Source organism: Thioalkalivibrio sulfidiphilus HL-EbGr7, assembly GCF_000021985.1.
Taxonomy (GTDB): domain Bacteria; phylum Pseudomonadota; class Gammaproteobacteria; order Ectothiorhodospirales; family Ectothiorhodospiraceae; genus Thioalkalivibrio_A; species Thioalkalivibrio_A sulfidiphilus.
In genome coordinates this window covers 479,574-496,647 of sequence record NC_011901.1, presented here as the reverse complement: position 1 = coordinate 496,647, position 17,074 = coordinate 479,574, and the positions used below count along the sequence as shown (strand labels likewise).

Annotated in this window: 15 protein-coding genes; 9 read left to right on the top strand and 6 right to left on the bottom strand. The window is 65.6% G+C overall.

The window, feature by feature from the left end; translation table 11 throughout:
* Positions 1-23: 23 nt before the first annotated feature.
* Positions 24-2,936 carry a bifunctional [glutamate--ammonia ligase]-adenylyl-L-tyrosine phosphorylase/[glutamate--ammonia-ligase] adenylyltransferase gene (gene glnE, locus TGR7_RS02285; protein ID WP_012637050.1) on the bottom strand — a complete coding sequence of 971 codons (2,913 nt, stop codon included), beginning with the start codon at positions 2,934-2,936 and terminating at the stop codon, positions 24-26.
* Between the two features lie 616 nt (positions 2,937-3,552).
* Here glnE and TGR7_RS02280 point away from each other — a divergent pair.
* The gene (locus TGR7_RS02280; protein ID WP_012637049.1) at positions 3,553-4,110 is read left to right on the top strand and encodes an RNA polymerase sigma factor; all 558 of its coding nucleotides are present in this window, start codon (positions 3,553-3,555) and stop codon (positions 4,108-4,110) included.
* Positions 4,110-4,865 carry a DsrE family protein gene (locus TGR7_RS02275; RefSeq protein WP_012637048.1) on the top strand — a complete coding sequence of 252 codons (756 nt, stop codon included), beginning with the start codon at positions 4,110-4,112 and terminating at the stop codon, positions 4,863-4,865. The genes TGR7_RS02280 and TGR7_RS02275 overlap by 1 nt, the downstream gene beginning before the upstream one ends.
* Positions 4,866-4,955: 90 nt before the next feature.
* Here the strand turns inward: TGR7_RS02275 and TGR7_RS02270 are convergent, their stop codons facing one another.
* From TGR7_RS02270 to TGR7_RS02255, 5 genes are all read right to left on the bottom strand, one after another.
* The gene (locus tag TGR7_RS02270) at positions 4,956-6,026 is read right to left on the bottom strand and encodes a type IV pilus twitching motility protein PilT (RefSeq protein WP_012637047.1); all 1,071 of its coding nucleotides are present in this window, start codon (positions 6,024-6,026) and stop codon (positions 4,956-4,958) included.
* 6 nt (positions 6,027-6,032) lie between these two features.
* The gene (locus tag TGR7_RS02265; protein WP_012637046.1) at positions 6,033-7,127 is read right to left on the bottom strand and encodes a type IV pilus twitching motility protein PilT; all 1,095 of its coding nucleotides are present in this window, start codon (positions 7,125-7,127) and stop codon (positions 6,033-6,035) included.
* Positions 7,127-8,908: a protein kinase domain-containing protein gene (locus tag TGR7_RS02260; RefSeq protein WP_012637045.1), complete on the bottom strand. Its 1,782-nt coding sequence runs from the start codon at positions 8,906-8,908 to the stop codon at positions 7,127-7,129. The genes TGR7_RS02265 and TGR7_RS02260 overlap by 1 nt, the downstream gene beginning before the upstream one ends.
* Positions 8,868-9,536, bottom strand: a complete 669-nt coding sequence (locus tag TGR7_RS17710) for a HEAT repeat domain-containing protein (RefSeq protein ID WP_012637044.1) — start codon at positions 9,534-9,536, stop codon at positions 8,868-8,870. Before TGR7_RS17710 ends, TGR7_RS02260 begins: the two co-directional genes overlap by 41 nt.
* 76 nt (positions 9,537-9,612) lie before the next feature.
* Positions 9,613-10,086, bottom strand: coding sequence for a hypothetical protein (locus TGR7_RS02255; RefSeq protein ID WP_012637043.1), 474 nt, complete (start codon positions 10,084-10,086; stop codon positions 9,613-9,615).
* A 219-nt stretch (positions 10,087-10,305) separates the two neighbouring features.
* Here TGR7_RS02255 and TGR7_RS02250 point away from each other — a divergent pair, with 219 nt between their 5' ends.
* From TGR7_RS02250 to rimK, 7 genes are all read left to right on the top strand, one after another.
* Positions 10,306-11,343, top strand: a complete 1,038-nt coding sequence (locus TGR7_RS02250) for a Fe(3+) ABC transporter substrate-binding protein (RefSeq protein WP_012637042.1) — start codon at positions 10,306-10,308, stop codon at positions 11,341-11,343.
* A gap of 251 nt (positions 11,344-11,594) precedes the next feature.
* Positions 11,595-13,244: an ABC transporter permease gene (locus TGR7_RS02245; RefSeq protein ID WP_245523066.1), complete on the top strand. Its 1,650-nt coding sequence runs from the start codon at positions 11,595-11,597 to the stop codon at positions 13,242-13,244.
* Positions 13,228-14,271 carry an ABC transporter ATP-binding protein gene (locus TGR7_RS02240; RefSeq protein ID WP_012637040.1) on the top strand — a complete coding sequence of 348 codons (1,044 nt, stop codon included), beginning with the start codon at positions 13,228-13,230 and terminating at the stop codon, positions 14,269-14,271. Before TGR7_RS02245 ends, TGR7_RS02240 begins: the two co-directional genes overlap by 17 nt.
* A gap of 83 nt (positions 14,272-14,354) precedes the next feature.
* Positions 14,355-14,804 (top strand): ATP-dependent zinc protease family protein, encoded by a 450-nt coding sequence (locus TGR7_RS02235; protein ID WP_012637039.1) that lies wholly within the window; start codon positions 14,355-14,357, stop codon positions 14,802-14,804.
* Between the two features lie 351 nt (positions 14,805-15,155).
* Positions 15,156-15,485, top strand: coding sequence for a hypothetical protein (locus tag TGR7_RS02230; RefSeq protein WP_012637038.1), 330 nt, complete (start codon positions 15,156-15,158; stop codon positions 15,483-15,485).
* Positions 15,486-15,495: 10 nt separating this feature from the next.
* On the top strand, positions 15,496-15,870 hold the full coding sequence (locus TGR7_RS02225; protein WP_012637037.1) for a hypothetical protein: 375 nt from the start codon (positions 15,496-15,498) through the stop codon (positions 15,868-15,870).
* A 170-nt stretch (positions 15,871-16,040) separates the two neighbouring features.
* Positions 16,041-16,946, top strand: a complete 906-nt coding sequence (gene rimK / locus TGR7_RS02220; protein ID WP_012637036.1) for a 30S ribosomal protein S6--L-glutamate ligase — start codon at positions 16,041-16,043, stop codon at positions 16,944-16,946.
* Positions 16,947-17,074 lie beyond the last annotated feature (128 nt).

Sequence of the window (17,074 nt, the reverse complement as noted above, 5' to 3'; positions counted from 1 at the left end):
CCTGTAAATCCTGTCCATTGCGTTCAAGCCTTGCCTTCCTCCATCACCCGGCGCCACAGAGCGCGCACGGTCTCGCGCTGCTCGGCGAACTCGGCCGCGTCCACCACCGCGTCCGACTCCTGCAGGGTCAGCCGGTGGATGCGGTTGCGGAATTCACGGTAGGTGTCGGTCAGGAAGCGGGCATCCTCTTCCGGCAGCACGCCGGTGACCACGAGGCGCTCCAGGATGCGGATGTTGTCCGGGTAATCCAGCAGCGGCGGGTGATCGCAGGCGTACGCCAAAACCCAGTATTGGACCATAAATTCGATGTCGGCGATACCACCCGGATCCCGCTTGAGGTTGAACCGGGACGGGTCCCGGGAGGCGTGTTCGGACCACATCTTCTCGCGCATTTCGCGCACTTCCTGGCGCAACTTCTCCCTGTCGCGGCAGATGCCGAGCACACGCCGGCGGATCTCGGCGAAGCCCTCGGCGATGTGCGCATCGCCAGCCACCGGCCGGGCGCGCACCAGGGCCTGGTGCTCCCAGGTCCAGGCCTTGGTCTCCTGGTAGAGCTCGAAGGCCTTGAGGCTGCTCACCAGCAGGCCCGAGGCGCCGCTCGGGCGCAGGCGCGTGTCCACCTCGTAGAGCCGGCCGGCGCCGGTATAGGTGCCGAGCACGTGCACGATGCGCTGGCCCAGGCGGGCGAAGAACTCGCTGTTGTCCAGGGCCTTGTCGCCGTCGGTCATCTGCTGCTCGCCGGCGCTGTCGTGCAGGAACACGATGTCCAGGTCCGAGCCGTAACCCAGTTCCAGGCCGCCCAGCTTGCCGTAGCCGATGATGGCAAAACCCGGCTCGTAGGGCCGCCCGTCGATGAGGCAGCGGGGGCGGCCATAGCGGGCATGCAGCTGGGCCATGACCAGGGACAGCACCCGTTCCAGGACCACCTCGGCGATCCAGGTGAGGTGGTCGCTCACCTTCATGAGCGGCAGCACGCCCATGATGTCGGCGGCGGCCACCTTGAGCATCTGCACCTGCTGGAACTGGCGCAGGCGATCCATCATCTGCTCCATGTCGTCTTCCGGTACCTGGGACAGCTCCTCGTCCAGTTCCGCCGAGAGACCCTCCCGGTCCATGGGCGCGTAGAGGCTGCGCGGGTCCAGCAGCTCATCCAGCAGCAGGGGGTGGCGGGTGAGCAGCTGGGCGATCCAGGGGCTCGCGTCGCAGAGTTTCACCAGCTGGGAGAGGGCCATGGGGCTTTCCACCAGCAGGGACAGGTACACCGAACGACGCGCGATGCTGCGCACCAGGGTCACCAGCCGGGACAGGACGGTATCCGGGTCCTCGGCACCGGCGGCGGCACCCAGCAGCAGGGGCATGAGCTGGTCCAGACGTTCGCGGCCCGTGGCGGTCAGGGAGCGGCAGGCGGCACCCTCGCGCAGGTCCTCGATCCACTCCAGGGCCTTGGGTGCGTCCCGGAATCCCGCCTCCGCCAGTACCGCCTGGGCCCGCTCGCCGGAGCGGTCGCCCGCCCAGATGGAGGCCAGCACGGCCTGCCCCGGACCTTCGGCCCCGGCCGCCTCCTCCGCCTCGCCCTGGGGTGCGGCGAACACCTGCTGGAAATGCTCCTGGACCCGGCGCCGGTGACGGGCCAGCTCCCGGGAGAAACCCTCCCAGTCGTCATGGCCCATGGAGAAGGCCAGACGCAGGCGCGCCTCGTCGCTTTCGGGCAGGCGATGGGTCTGCTGGTCCTGGGCCATCTGCAGATGGTTTTCCGTGCGGCGCAGGAACTCGTAGGCGGTGATGAGCTGGTCCACCACGTAGCCGGGCATCAGCTCCATCTCCGCCAGGCGGCGCAGCACCGGGCGGATGCCGCGCAGCTGCAGGCGGGGGTCACGGCCGGCGCGGATCAGTTGGAAGGCCTGGCCGATGAACTCCACCTCCCGGATGCCCCCCTCGCCCAGCTTCACGTCATCGCCGCGGCTGCGGCGCGCCGCCTCCCGGTTGATCATGGCCTTCATGTCGCGCAGGGCGGCAAAGGCGCCGTAGTCCAGGTAGCGGCGGAACACGAAGGGCCGCAGGGCGCGCATCAGCTCCCGGCCCGCCTCCCTGTCGCCGGCCACCACCCGGGCCTTGATCAGGGCGTAGCGCTCCCATTCCCGGCCATGGCTCTCGTAGTAGCCCTCCAGGGTGTCGAAATCCATGACCAGGGGACCGGCGTCGCCGAAGGGCCGCAGCCGCATGTCCACCCGGAACACGAAGCCCTCTGCGGTGTTCTCGTCCAGCAGGCGGATCAGGCGCTGGCCCAGGCGGATGAAGAACTGCTGGTTGTCCAGGGGCTTCTCGCCGTCGGTCTCGCCCCGGGCCGCATAGGTGAAGATGAGATCCACGTCGGAGGAGAAGTTGAGTTCCCGGCCGCCCAGCTTGCCCATGCCCAGCACCACCAGGCGCTGGGGCCGGCCCTCGGCGTCCCGGGGCTCCCCGTGGCGCTGCACCAGCTGGCCATGGACCCAGGCGGCGGCTTGGTCGATGCAGTGTTCGGCGAGATCCGTGAGATCACCCAGGGTCTCGTCCAGGCCCGCCTCGCCGCTCAGGTCGCGCCAGGCGATGCGCATCATCTCCCGCTGACGCAACAGGCGCAGGTCGCGCATGAGGGCGGCCTCGTCCTGCGCCGCCTGGACCACCGCGCTCACCCGGGCCGCCATCTCCCCGGCCTCCAGGGGGCGGGCCAGGGTCCCGTCCTGGATCAGCTCCAGGAGCAGGTTCGGCCGGCGGATGGCGATGCGCGCCGCGAACCCGCTGCCCGCCCAGACCCGTACCAGCGCCTCGGGCCAGTGGTCCAGGGCGATCCCGTCGCGGGCACAGGCAGACTCGAAATCATCCAGCAGACGGATCAGGTCCGGGCGCAGGGCTTCGGGGAGGACGTCCAGGGAGGGGCGGGGCGGAAGGCTGTTCATGGGGGCAGATTACGGACCACCCCGCAACCCCGCAAGTGAGCAAAAAAAACCCCGGCCCGAAGGCCGGGGCAATCTCAGAGGGGATACACCCGCAAAACACCATTCGGACAGGTACGGATCTACTGTGGAACCGCACCTGGCCTGGAGCGTCGGCGCATTGCGCCGTGCCCCGCTTGCAGCGACCGGTGATTCCCTGACCGGCCGCGTGCCCGGGATACGGCCACCACGATTTGCCGCATCCCGACACCGGCGTGTCACCGCCGATGTGCTTGCCGGATTGGGCGATGGCCCGAAGGCGCCTGCCATGAAATCCGGCGTAAACTGTGTTCTTGTCTGGGGTTACAACACCCCGGGAAGAGAGGTTCGGGCTTCCCTGCCTCGCTTGTTAGCGACCTGTAAGATGGGTCCCGGAGAGGATTTATTCCGGGTTCATGGAAAATTGATGCAAAAAACCTCATTCAGGGCGAAACCGGGTGACTCACCCGTGACGATGGAATAAATTTTTGACTCGAACCATCTTTACGAACATGCAGCCGTGCGCCCGCCATTCGGGGTTTCACCCGGGCAGGTGTCCAATTATTCCAACCACAACACGGCTGCCCATCAGGAGGGATACATGAGCTGGACCCATTTGTTCGGGGGAGGATCCCGTGCCTGGCAGCAGCGGCTCAAGGAGAGTCGCATCCGGTTGTACCGGCTGGCGCTGTCCTGGTGCGGTGATGAGATGCTGGCCGACGACCTTGCCCAGGAGACCCTGGCCAGGGCGTTGCGCAAACACCAACAACTGCGGGACCCGGAGCGGGTCGACGCCTGGCTGTTCGCCATCCTGCACAACTGCTGGCGCGAACACCTGCGACGCCTCAAGCCCCAGGTCCCCCTGGACGATATTCAGTTCGTCTGTGATCGCTGCCCGGAGTACGAGCACACACAGGACGAAATCGTGTTCCAGGTGCGTCAGGCGGTGGCCGCCCTGCCCATGGGGCAGCGGGAAGTGGTCACCCTGGTGGACCTGGAGGGACTGAGCTACGCGGAAGTGGCCCAGGTCCTGGAAATACCCCTGGGCACGGTGATGAGCCGTCTGAGCCGCGCAAGGCGGGCCCTGAGAGAGACCCTGGAGTCCGTGCAATCGCCCGCCGGGAACCAGGAAGCGCCGAAACTCTGGAGAGTCAAGTGATGGACAAATCACACATCGGTGGCGACGAACACACCCTGAACGCTCTGGTGGACGGGGAACTGGACAGCGCCGCACGCCGGGAGATCCTGCGCCGTCTGCGCGAGGACGAGGAACTGCGCGGCGTCGCCTGCAGCCTGCGCCACGTGAAGACCCTGGTGCATCACGGTTACACCAGCGCGGAGCCGCCGCGCCGACGGCGTGAACACCCCATGCGCCGGGCGATGCGCTTCCCCTCCATGGCCGCCGCGGCCGTGCTGCTGGGTATCGGTTTCGCCGCCGGCCTGCTGATCCCCGACAGCATCGATCGCCACAAGCCCGAGGCCTACGTGGCGCACATCCAGGGCCCCGAACCCGCTGCCGTAGTCAACGGCGTGCGCATCGAGCCGCGCCAGGCCCAACACAACAAGTTCGTGCTGCACGTGAGCCAGGGCGGCGAGCATCGCTTCGCCGAGGTGCTCGACCGTGCCGAGAAACTGCTGGCCGTCTATCCGGGGCCGGGTCTGGAGATCGAGGTGGTGGCCAACTCCGAGGGCTTGGGCCTGTTCCGCGAGGAGGTCTCCACCCAGGTGGAGCGCATCCGCCTGCTCACGGAGCGCCACGAGAACGTCCACTTCATCGCCTGCCAGAACACCATGGAGGTGTTGCAGCGCCAGGGCGTACGCACCCGCCTGATCACCGGCACCAAGACCACCCAGTCCGCCGTGGATCACATCATCGACCGGCTCCAGGACGGCTGGGTCTACGTGCGCACGTAGTCGTTCAAGCTCTCGAAAGGCGATACACACGAAAAGACCGGCCTTGGCCGGTCTTTTCGTTTACTGACTCCACAGGCATGGCCCGCTCGCTCAGCGCTTTACACCCTCGTGGCGCACGGTCTCGAACTCCGCCTTGCTGATGGCCTTCTCGTAGGCCTCCCGCCCGGTGATGGTGCCCGCATCCAGCAGCCGGCGCAGGGCCGAGTCCATGGTCTGCATGCCCACCAGGGCACCGCTCTGCATGGTGCTCTCCAGCTGCTCGGTACGCCCCTCGCGAATGAGATTCGAGACCGCCGGGGTGTTCACCAGGATCTCGATGGCCGCCACGCGGCCCTTGCCGTCGGCGCGCCGCGCCAGCTGCTGTGAGATGACGCCACGCAGGGAGGTGGAGAGCATGGTGCGGATCTGCGCCTGTTTCTGTGCCGGGAAGGTGTTGATGATGCGGTCCACCGTGGAGGCCGCTCCGCTGGTATGCAGGGTTCCGAGCACGAGGATACCGGTCTCGGCGGCAGTCACCGCCAGGCTGATGGTCTCGAGATCGCGCATCTCACCCACCAGAATGACATCCGGATCCTCGCGCAGCGCCGAGCGCAAGGCACTGGAGAAGCTTGGCGTGTGCAGCCCCACCTGGCGCTGGCTGATCAGCGAGCGTTTGCGTTCATGGATGAACTCGATGGGGTCTTCAATGGTGATGATGTGGCCCTTGCGACGGGCATTGACGTCATCGACGATGGCCGCAAGCGTGGTGGTCTTACCCGAGCCCGTCTTGCCGGTGACCAGGACCATGCCGTGTCGCTGCATGCTCAGGCTGGAGACTACCGGTGGAAGCCCCAGATCATCCAGGCTCAGGGAGCGGGAAGGGATGCCGCGAAACACCGCGCCGATGCCGTTGATCTGACGCAGCATGTTGACCCGGAATCGTGACAGCCCCGGGATCTCGTAGGCGAAATCGGCGCCATCTTCCCGCTCGAAGACAAGCCGTGAATGATCCGGCAGTATCTCCGCCAGGGCATCGGAGACTGACTCGGCGCTCATGGGTGCCTCTTCAATGGGCTTGAGCTCCCCGTAGACACGTACCCGGGGCGGATCGCCCGCCATCATGTGCAGGTCGGAGCCATCCATTTCCACCATGCGGGTCAGCAGCGCATCGACGCGTTTCATATCGGTTTATCCGCCCGCCAGGTTGATCTTGGGGAGCAACGAGGCATCGGTGACAAAACGCTGGAAGGCCTTCTTGTCGTTGGCATGCAGGTAAGCGTCATCGGGATCGATGAGCTTTTTCTCCAGGGCCTCCATGAGCGCCTGATCCAACAACTGCATACCCCGGTCTCGCCCGGTCTGCATCTGGGAGGGGATCTGGTGCACCTTGTCGGTCATGATCATCTTGGCGATGGCCCGGGTGACCACCAGAGACTCCACCACGGCCTGGCGACCTCGCCCATCCGCCTTCTTGACCAGGTTCTGGGTGAGCACACCATGGAGGTTCTGGGACAGGAAGGTCTTGCCCTGCTCGCGCAATTCGATGGGGATGGCGTCGAGAATGCGGTCGATGGTCTTCACTGCAGACGTGGTGTGCAGGGTTCCGAGCACCAGGTGACCGGTCTCGGCGGCAATCATGGCCATGGTAATGGATTCCGAATCGCGCAGCTCGCCCACCAGTATCACATCAGGGTCCTCACGCAGCGCCGCGCGCAGGCCATCGGCGTAGCTCTGCACGTGGGTTCCCACTTCCCGCTGGATGACCTGGGCCTTCTTGCTGTGATGCACGAACTCGATGGGATCCTCCAGGCTCAGGATGTTCACAGCCCGGCGGTTGTTGATGTGGTCAATGATGGCGGCCAACGTGGTGGACTTGCCGGTGCCGGTGGAGCCGGTGACCAGCACCATGCCCTGATGATGCTCGATGAGTTCATGCACCACCGACGGCAGACCCAGCTCATCCAGCTGGGGCACGGTGGCAGGCACGTGACGAAAGGTGGCACCCACCCCGGTGGCCTTGCGGAACAGATTGACCCGGAAACGACCCACCTCTTCGGCCACGTAGGAGAAGTCCAGGTCTTCGCCATCACGGAAACGCTTGCGCTGAGTCGGCGTGAGGATTTCCAGCACGTAGGCCTCCAACTCCCGCTCGCCCAGATCTCGGAACTTGATGGGCATCAGGTCCCCATTCATGCGCAGCATGGGTGGCACACCCACCGCCAGGTGAAGGTCCGAACAACCCTGCTCGCGGCCCAGCTTCAGGAATGCGTTGATGCGTGCCATCAGTCGATGAACCCCGCCAGCGCGCGGCGGACCTCCTCCATGTTCTGGTAACGGTCCTCGGGAGACAGGGCCATCATCTTTGCCACCACCGCGCTCAGTGTTCTGGGTACATTCGGGTTGACCTCGCTCACCGGTCGGGCCTTGCCCTGTACATGCTGATACATCACGGCCATCTGGTCCTCGCCGGAGTAGGGCAAGGTACCCGCGAGCATCTCGTACATCATGATGCCCAGAGCATAGATATCGGATCGGGCATCCACAGGTTTGCCCAGCACCTGCTCCGGTGACATGTACTTGGGCGTGCCGATGAGGATGCCTGTGCGGGTCAACTGCTGGTCGCCGGCGGCGCGGGCAGCCGCAACGCCGAAGTCTACAATCTTCAGCACACCGCGGTTGTTGATCAACACGTTGCCCGGCTTGAGATCGCGATGCACCACGCCCGTTTCATGTGCCGCGGCCATGCCCTTGGCGATGTCGTGGGCATAGCGCAGGGCGGCCTCGACAGGCAGCGGCTCACGCGGCTCCAGGGACACGGCCAGGGTACTGGAGGGGAAGTATTCCATCGAGATGGCCAGCAGCCCCTGGATGTTGAGGAAGTCATAGATACGGATGACGTTCTCATGGGTGATCTTGCGCGACAGGCGCATCTCCTGGACGAAACGCTTGATCATGTCCTCGTCAGAGGCCATCTGCGGATGCAGCACCTTGAGGATCAGGGATTCGGAGATCACCTCATCCTCCACCAGCAGCACGGTGCCGAAGGCGCCGCGTCCGACACGGCGCACATAGCGGTAGCGGTCTCCGATCATTTCACCCGGCTGGAGCCGATTGATGTCCAGGTTGGCCAGGGACTGCGGTGCCGGAGCCGGTATGCGGGCAGCCTCGTCCGGGTTCTGGAGCATGGACATGGCCAGGGTTTCATCCGCATGGGCGGACGCAGGCTTGGACACCATGCGCGTCAGGGAGGCTGCGGCAGAGAATTTGTCCTGCAGACGGTCGCGCACTTCCAGCGCCGCCTCGCGTACTTCGGAGGCGGCCTTATCGGTGTACTTGACGATGACCTCGCAGATCCCGGCGGCGTTCTCGGAACCGGCCAGCTCACCCAGGGTGTGCAATGCCTCCAGCTGGATCTCGGGCACTGGGCGCTTGAGCTGCTCCAGTACCGCGTGGATGACCCGCTCGTCGCCCAGCTTGGCAAGTGCCCGCAGCACCACCGGCACCGCCTTCTCGTCGCGCTTGAGCATGCGCACCAGGGCCGGGGTAGCGGCCTTGTTGCCGATGTTGGCCAGTGCATCCACGGCACGCTCTCGCACCCACCAGTCGGAATCGTCCAGGGCATCAATGAGGTGACTGATGGCCTGTTCGTCCCGGGTGGAATTGAGGATCTCGATGGCGGAGCGGCGAATGAACTCGTCATCGTCCTTGATCAGTTCCACCACCGCCTTGACCACCCGGGGTCCACCGATCTTGGCCAGTGCATCCGCGGAACGTGCACGCACCCACCAGTCGGCGTCCTTGACCGATTCCAGTAACTCCTTGATGGCAGCGGCACTGCCGATCTTGTTGAGTACTTCCACGGCTGCCCGGCGGGCGTGCTCCGCCTCGTCATGGAGAACCGCAGACAGGTACTTCATGGTTTCCGGGTCATTGCGCTGGATGATGGTCTCGATGGCCTGTTCCTGGACCTTGATGTCCCGGTCACGCAGCAGCTTGCAGAGTTTTTCCAGGTCGAGCCGGGCGTCATGGGCCGAGAGGGCCCTCCAGTGCAGATTGGCGCACACCCTTGTCGGGATCCTCAAGCAGGTGCTGCAGGGCCTCCACCACCTCCGGGGTCTGGAATCGTCCCAGAATGCGCACGATCTGCATGCGAACCACCGGATCCTTGCCCGAGACCCGGTTGAGCAGCTCGGGTACCAGCGACTCATCGGCCACCTCGGTGACCAGCTTCATCAGGGCGTTGCGGTCGGTGGGCTCCAAGGTATAGGCGTAACGTAACAGCGCACCGGCATCCAGACGCTTGCGATGGACAGAGAGCACCTGGATCAACGCACTCTTGGGGATACGGGGATCGCCGAAGGCCGACATGAGACGGTTGGGATCGAAGCCGGTACCGCGACACAGGACATCCGTGACCCGCGATACGGACTGGGAGTTGCCGTCCGCCAGGGCCTCGGAGAACACCGGCAGGCTGGCGTTATCCAGCAGCCTGACCAGAAGCTCGGAGATGCGCGGCACGTCATCGCGAGCCGCGTGGCCAAGCGCATGGATGAGCTTATTCACACCCGTGTCGCCCAGGCCCCGCAGCTTGGAAACCAGTTGCTTGCGATCCTCGGCAGTACCCACCCGCTCGCGGGGGTCCAGCAGGCGCGCGATGATGCGCTCGGCCTTGAAGTCCCGCAGCAGGCTCATGCCGCCCCCTGCACGCGCGGGGCGCGGGGTTCGCAAGCACAGGTTGTGAAGGGGTTGCCGGCTGGGCGCATCAGACTCAACTGTCCAGTGGGGTGACCCTGACGATATAGGCCTTGTTCACCAGTGTAATAGTGGCGTCATCGTCCATGAACAGGCGTACGAAGCGATCCTCGAAGATGTTCACATAATCGAACAGGCGCGCGTGCTCCGGCACCAGCATCTCCCGGATCACCCCTTCCAGGGTGGAGCCGTCCATCAGGTGCAGGCGGGTGCGCAGGGCCACGGCGCCCTCGGGGGCCTGCTCCGGCTCGTGGGTGTACTCCAGGCGTACCACCGCGTGTTTGTTGTAGAAGCGCAGGTCATCGTCACTGCCGCCCCGGAACACGAAAAACGGCTCGGGTCCGTTCATGGCCTCCTCGGGCCGCTCCTCCCCCTCGTGATGATCACTCTGACAATGCAGGAAGATCGCGCCCACCACCGGTCCCTCCGGGTGAACCCAAAGCCTTACGTGCTTGAGTTTCTTGGGGATCTTCAAGGCTTCACTGTCCATAGGGGCTCCCAGTCGGGCCGGCATGCCGGGCCGGCGGCATATGTCTTTATACATTCATAGTATGCAGTATCGCCCATTTGACCACCCATGTGGCAAACACCGGACACGGGAGATGCTTGACAGGCACTGTTTTATTTAATGATAATCGTTCGCGTTATCATTCGCTCTATCAAACTGCATCACCGACCCTGTTCCAACTTCGCCCGGAGACCGAACGCCATGTGCACCCGCTCTGCCCGATTGCTGATCCTGCTCCTGCTGGCCATCCTGGGGCTGGCACCCGCCGCCGCCCTGGCCCAGGGCGAGGTCAACGTCTATTCCGCGCGCCAGGAGGCGCTGATCAAACCATTGCTGGATGAGTTCACCGAACAGACCGGCATCCGCGTCAATCTGGTCACGGCGCGTGCAGGAGAACTCTTACAGCGCCTGCGCGCCGAGGGCCGCAACTCCCCTGCCGACCTGTTGATCACCGTGGACGCAGGCAACCTGCACAATGCCCGGGAGGCTGGCGTACTGGCCGCAGTGGACTCCCCTGTCATGGCGGACGCCATCCCGCCGCAGTACCGGGACCCTGAAGGCTACTGGTTCGGCCTGTCCATGCGCGCCCGTCCGATCATGGTTCGCGAAGGCTCCGTGCCCGAGGGCGAGATCCGCCGCTACGAGGATCTGACCGATGCCCGCTACCGGGGCCGGATATGCGTGCGTTCCTCGGAAAACATCTACAACCAGTCCATGATCGCCGCGATGATCGCCACCCTGGGCGAGGCAAGCACCGAAGCCTGGGCCGGCGGCCTGGTGAACAACCTGGCCCGCCCCCCACGTGGCGGCGACCGCGACCAGATCATGGCCGCCGCGGCCGGACAGTGCGACATCGCCCTTGCCAACACCTACTATCTGGGCCGCATGCTGGTCGGCGATGACGCCGCCCAGCGCGAGGCGGCGCAATCCATCCGGGTGGTCTGGCCCAACCAGGGCGAAGGCGACCGGGGAGTGCACGTCAATGTCAGCGGCGCCGGCCTGGTGGCCACCGCGCCCAACCGGGACAACGCCATCCGGCTGCTGGAGTTCCTGGCCAGTGACAGCGCCCAACAGTGGTATGCCGAGGTCAACCAGGAATACCCGGTCAAGGCCGGCGTCGCCTGGAGTGATACCCTGAAGAATCTCGGTGAATTCCGTGCCGACGAGATCAACATGTCCCTGCTGGGCGTGCACAATGCCGAGGCCGTGCGCCTGATGGATCGCGCCCGCTGGCGATAACGCAGTGGCAAGTGGCTAGTTATGAAGTGGCAAGGGAAATCACTCCCTTGCCACTTTTCTTGTCCGCGCCCTCGAATCATCCGGCGCATCCAGGCACCCGTGACCGTCCCGCGTTGGCCAAAGAACGGCTTCCATCCCGGTCACTTCGGAATTGGCACTCAGAACCACTTCTGCTGGTATCATCGAAGCCTTTTTGACCGGAAGACCCCGATTTGAACCAAGCCGTCATCCATGTCGAGCACGATCCTGCCCTGCCCAGGCGTCCCCTGGATGCGTGGAAGGCGGGGCTGGTTCTGGTCGCGCTGATCCTGGCCCTGCCGGTGCTGGTGGTTTTCGCCCACCTGTTCCTGCCCGCCACGGATGTCTGGCAGCACATGCGCGAGACGGTACTCCGAGACTATGTGGTCAATTCCCTGCTGCTCATGCTCGGCGTGGGCGTCGGCGTGTTGCTCATCGGCATCCCCGCCGCCTGGCTGGTGAGCCTGTGCGAATTCCCCGGCCGGCGCCTGTTCCAGTGGGCACTGCTGTTACCCTTGGCCATGCCGGCCTACATTATCGCCTACACCTATACCGGCATGCTGGATTTCCCGGGCCCCGTGCAGACCCAGCTGCGCGAGTGGTTCGGCTGGGGCTACGGGGATTACTGGTTCCCGGAGATCCGCTCCCTGGGGGGCGCGATGGTGATGCTGTCCCTGGTGCTCTACCCCTACGTCTACCTGCTGGCCCGGGCCGCTTTTCTGGAGCAATCCGTCTGCGTGCTGGAGGTCTCCAGGACCCTGGGCAACGGCCCCTGGGCGGGCTTCATGCGAGTGGCCCTGCCCCTGGCGCGTCCGGCCATCATCACCGGCCTGTCCCTGGCCCTGATGGAGACACTGGCAGACTACGGCACCGTGGCCTACTTCGGCATCCCCACCTTCACTACCGGCATCTTTCGCACCTGGTTCGGCATGGGTGATCCCGGTGCCGCAGCTCAGCTGGCCGGCGTGCTGATGACCTTCGTGTTCGTGCTCATCGTGCTGGAGCGCTGGTCCCGACGCCGGGCCCGGTTCCACCACACCAGCAGCCGCTACACGCAGCTGCCCCGCTATCACCTCAAGGGCTGGCGCCGCGCCGCCGCCCTGTTCGTCTGCATCCTGCCCGTGGCCCTGGGCTTCCTGTTGCCCGCGACCCAGCTAACGGTCTGGGCCGTGGGTACAACCGACGAATGGATGAACACCGAGTTCCTGCGCCTGACCTGGAACAGCCTCAGCCTGGCGGCCATCGCCGCCCTGCTGGCGGTGGCCCTGGCCCTGTTCATGGCCTACGGACAGCGGCTGCGCCCCTCCTGGACCAATGCCGTGGCGGTACGCGTGGCCGGCATGGGCTACGCAATCCCCGGCACCGTGATCGCCGTGGGCGTGATGCTGCCGTTCGCCTGGCTCGACAACACCGTGGACGGCTGGATGCGCGCGAGCTTCGGCATCTCCACCGGCCTGCTGCTCTCCGGCACCCTGGTGGCGCTGATCTTCGCCTACTGCGTGCGCTTCCTGGCGGTGTCCCTGCAGACCGTCGAGGCGGCGCTCGGCAAGATCAAGCCCTCCATGGACGACGCTGCCCGCTCCCTGGGGATGCCACCCAACCGGGTGCTTCGCCATGTGCACATGCCCATCATGCGCGGCTCCCTGCTCACCGCCCTGCTGCTGGTCTTCGTGGACGTGCTCAAGGAACTGCCCGCCACCCTCATCCTGCGACCCTTCAACTTCAACACGCTCGCGGTGCGCACCTTCGAGCTGGCCTCCGACGAGCGTCTCGCGGACGCCGCCAGCGCCGCGCTCGCCATCGTGATCGCCGGCATCATTCCGGTTATCCTGCTCAGCCGCACCATCAGCCGATCCCGACCCGGACATGACACCGCTGCTTGAAGTCGACAACGTGGACGTGGCCTATGGCAGCACCGCCGTGGTGCACCAGGTCAACCTGGAACTGCGCAAGGGCCTGATCGGCTGCCTGCTGGGCCCGAGCGGTTGCGGCAAGACCACCCTGCTGCGCGCCATCGCAGGCTTCGAGCCCGTGGCCGCCGGCGAGATCCGCCTCAATGGCGAGCCGGTCAGCCGCCCCGGCTGGACCACGCCCCCGGAACGCCGCCAGGTGGGCATGGTGTTCCAGGACTTTGCCCTGTTTCCACACCTGAACGTGGCCGAGAACATCGCCTTCGGCATCCGTCACCTGCCCGCCCGCGACCGGGACACCCGGGTGCGGGAACTGCTGGAACTGGTGGGCCTGCCCAGCTATGGCAGGAGCTACCCCCATGCCCTCTCCGGCGGCCAGCAGCAGCGCATCGCGCTGGCCCGGGCCATGGCGCCGCGCCCGCGCCTGCTGCTGCTGGACGAACCCTTCTCGAGCATGGACGTGGAACTGCGCGAAGATCTGGCCCGGGAGGTGCGCCGCATCCTCAAACAGGAGCAGATCACCGCCATCCTGGTGACCCACGACCAGATGGAGGCCTTCGCCATGGCCGACCGCATCGGCGTGGTCAACGCCGGGCGCATCCTGCAGTGGGACACCGCCTACAACCTCTACCACCGCCCCGCCGAGCGCTTCGTGGCCGACTTCATCGGCCAGGGCAAGCTGCTGCCCGGCACGGTGCTCAACGATCACCAGGTGGAGACCGAACTGGGCATCATCACCGGCCTGGTGCCCGAGGGCTGCGGCGTGGGCGCCCCGGTGGACGTGCTGGTGCGCCCCGACGACATCCGCCCCGACGACCAGAGCCACATCAGCGGCGAGGTGCTGGACAAGGCCTTCCGCGGCGCCAGCTTCCTGTACACCCTGCGGCTCGCGAGCGGCGGCAAGGTGCTGTGCTTCGCCCCCAGCCACGACAACTTCGCCGTAGGCGAGCGCATCGGCCTGAAACTGGCCTTCAACCACCTGGTGATATTTCCCCGCTGAGACAGCGGGGATTCAAAATTCAAGATTCAAAGGAAAATCGGTGGCATCATTCGACGACCCCTTTGAATTTTGAATTTTGAATTTTGAATAGAGACTCACAACCCCGCCTCGGCTGGCGCGAATGGATCGCGCTGCCGGAACTGGGCATCCCGCGCCTGGAATGCAAGGTGGACACCGGCGCGCGCACCTCGGCCCTGCACGCCTTCTACGTGGAACCCTTCCAGCGGCAGGGACAGAAATGGGTGCGCTTCGGGCTGCACCCGGTGGCCGGCAGCGAGACCCCCGAGATCCACTGCGAGGCCCCGGTCACGGACCGGCGCACGGTCACCGATTCCGGCGGCCACCGCACCCGTCGCTACGTGATCACCACCGAGGTGATCATCGGCAGCCGCCGCCATCAGATCGAGATCACCCTGACCAACCGGGACACCATGCGCTTTCGCATGCTGCTCGGCCGTACCGCACTGGCCCACGGGTACCTGGTGGAGCCCAGCGCGGCGCACCTGGCGGGGGAGCCAGTGGCAAGTGGCTAGTCTCAAGTGGCAAGGAAAACCCGGGGGGTCCTGACGACTCGTCACTCGATGCGTGCACTGGTGACTTGCCACTGGTGTAGCAACTGCTAGAATCCACCCCTCATTTGGTAACAAAGGCCCTGCCCTTTATGGACGTTTGCAGTACAACACCGCGCGCGAAGGCCGATGCCGGCCTGAAGCGGGTCGTCCGCAGCCTGCCCGGAAACGTCTAGCCCCTCGGATCATCGATCCCCCGGGTGTCGTTCCGATAGCCGCGACACCCCACCCCGTCATCCCCCTTCGCAACCATCGCCGGCCCCCGCCGGCACGCTCGCCATTGCCATGGCGTTGACAGGCGTAAGGAGTGACTCGATGACCATACTCATGAACAAGGCCCTCACCGGCCCCGACCCCGCAATTCCCGACACCGGCATGGACGGTGTGGCGCTGGCCCTGCACAACGGCGCCCTGGGCACCGCCCGCCTGCGCTTCCTGCGACTCGCGGAGGCCAGCCAGCTCCGCCTGCTGGAAGACATCCCGGTCGGGGACGCGGTCAGCCTGGCCGGCGGCCTGCCCGCCTACACCCTGGCGCGACTCTATGAACGCCTGCCCCGCAAGCGCGGCCGCGCCATCGTCCAGGCCCTCCCGGAAGGCAAGCGCCACGGGATCCTGGTCATTCTCAATCACCGACGCCGGGCCTGAGCCCATGCCCATGGCCTTGCTGCGACCAGCCCCATGGCTGGCCGCGGTCTCGGCTGTGCTCGCAGCAGGCTACGCGTTCGCCAGCGGCCACTACGTGGTCGACGACGCCGACCTGATCGACGCCCGCAGCTGCGAGGCGGAGATCTGGCACACCGACGTCTACGGCGGCGGCCACGGCAGCTTCCTCTCGCCCACCTGCCGCCTGGACGGCAACTGGCAGGTGACGGCCACCGCCGGGTTCCTGCGCGAAGCCGGCGAGAACGCCGAGGTGTACGGGCTCGAAGCCAAGATCCTGTTCCTGGATCTCACCTGGACCCGGGAGCTCGGTGGCGACCGAGAGGAGGCCTGGACCGTTGGCGTGAACTTCGTGGCCCTGAACTTCTGACCGAAACCCCATGGGACGGACCCCGGTCCGTCCCATGTTCTGCTAGTCTCAATAAAGCCTCCGCCCCCTTTTGCCCTTCGCACTTCCAAATTCCCACTTCACACTTCCCAATTCACACTTCTCCCGTATCATCTCCCGCCTGATCCCAAGGCCACCGCCCCCTCTTCCCTATGAAAATCGCCATCCTCTCCCGGGACGCCAAGCTCTATTCCACCCGCCGGCTCATGGAGGCCGCACGCGCCAACGGCCACGAAGTGCAGGTGCTCGACCCGCTGCGCTGCTACATGAACATCACCTCCGCCAAGCCCACCATCCACTACAAGGGCAAGGAGCTGACCGGCTTCGACGCGGTGATCCCGCGCATCGGCGCGTCCATCACCTTCTACGGCACGGCGGTGCTGCGCCAGTTCGAGATGATGGGCGTGTTCCCGGTCAACGAGTCGGTGGCCATCTCCCGCGCCCGGGACAAGCTGCGTAGCCTGCAGCTGCTCTCGCGCAAGGGTGTGGGTCTGCCGGTGACCGGCTTCGCCCACTCCCCGGACGACATCGACGACCTGCTGGCCGAGGTGCAGGGCGCGCCCCTGGTGGTGAAGCTGCTCGAAGGCACCCAGGGGGTGGGCGTGGTGCTGGCGGAGACCCGCAAGGCGGCGGAGAGCGTCATCCAGGCCTTCATGGGGCTGCGCCAGAATATCCTGGTACAGGAGTTCGTCAAGGAGGCGGGCGGCACCGACCTGCGCTGCTTCGTGATCGGCGGCAAGGTGGTGGCGGCCATGCAGCGGCGCGCCAAGGAAGGGGAATTCCGCTCCAACCTGCACCGGGGCGGCAGCGCGGAACCGGTCAAGCTCACCCCCCAGGAGCGGGCCACGGCGGTGAAGGCCGCCAAGGTGATCGGGTTGAACGTCTGCGGCGTGGACATCCTGCGCTCCAGCCACGGCCCGGTGGTCATCGAGGTCAACGCCTCACCGGGACTGGAAGGCATCGAGACCGCCTCCGGCGTGGACGTGGCCGGGCGCATCGTGAGCTTCATCGAACAGAACGCCCGGCCCCATCGCACCCAGACCCGGGGCAAAGGCTAAGTGGCAAGTGGCAAGTGGCAAGTGGCAAGTGGCAAGTGGCAAGGATGATCTGAACCCCTGATGCCCCGGGGGGACAAATCATGACGAACTGTTACTCTTGTGACAGAACCCCTGATCATTCCTGGATA

Bases quoted from the DNA above. Each gene is read 5' to 3' on its own strand.
- TGR7_RS02265 (WP_012637046.1), bottom strand. From the start codon at position 7,127: ATGGCACGCATCAACGCATTCCTGAAGCTGGGCCGCGAGCAGGGTTGT.
- TGR7_RS02250 (WP_012637042.1), top strand. From the start codon at position 10,306: ATGTGCACCCGCTCTGCCCGATTGCTGATCCTGCTCCTGCTGGCCATC.
- glnE (WP_012637050.1), bottom strand. From the start codon at position 2,936: ATGAACAGCCTTCCGCCCCGCCCCTCCCTGGACGTCCTCCCCGAAGCC.
- TGR7_RS02240 (WP_012637040.1), top strand. From the start codon at position 13,228: ATGACACCGCTGCTTGAAGTCGACAACGTGGACGTGGCCTATGGCAGC.
- TGR7_RS02280 (WP_012637049.1), top strand. From the start codon at position 3,553: ATGAGCTGGACCCATTTGTTCGGGGGAGGATCCCGTGCCTGGCAGCAG.
- TGR7_RS02225 (WP_012637037.1), top strand. From the start codon at position 15,496: ATGGCCTTGCTGCGACCAGCCCCATGGCTGGCCGCGGTCTCGGCTGTG.
- TGR7_RS02275 (WP_012637048.1), top strand. From the start codon at position 4,110: ATGGACAAATCACACATCGGTGGCGACGAACACACCCTGAACGCTCTG.
- TGR7_RS02230 (WP_012637038.1), top strand. From the start codon at position 15,156: ATGACCATACTCATGAACAAGGCCCTCACCGGCCCCGACCCCGCAATT.
- TGR7_RS02255 (WP_012637043.1), bottom strand. From the start codon at position 10,086: ATGGACAGTGAAGCCTTGAAGATCCCCAAGAAACTCAAGCACGTAAGG.
- TGR7_RS02270 (WP_012637047.1), bottom strand. From the start codon at position 6,026: ATGAAACGCGTCGATGCGCTGCTGACCCGCATGGTGGAAATGGATGGC.
- TGR7_RS17710 (WP_012637044.1), bottom strand. From the start codon at position 9,536: ATGAGCCTGCTGCGGGACTTCAAGGCCGAGCGCATCATCGCGCGCCTG.
- rimK (WP_012637036.1), top strand. From the start codon at position 16,041: ATGAAAATCGCCATCCTCTCCCGGGACGCCAAGCTCTATTCCACCCGC.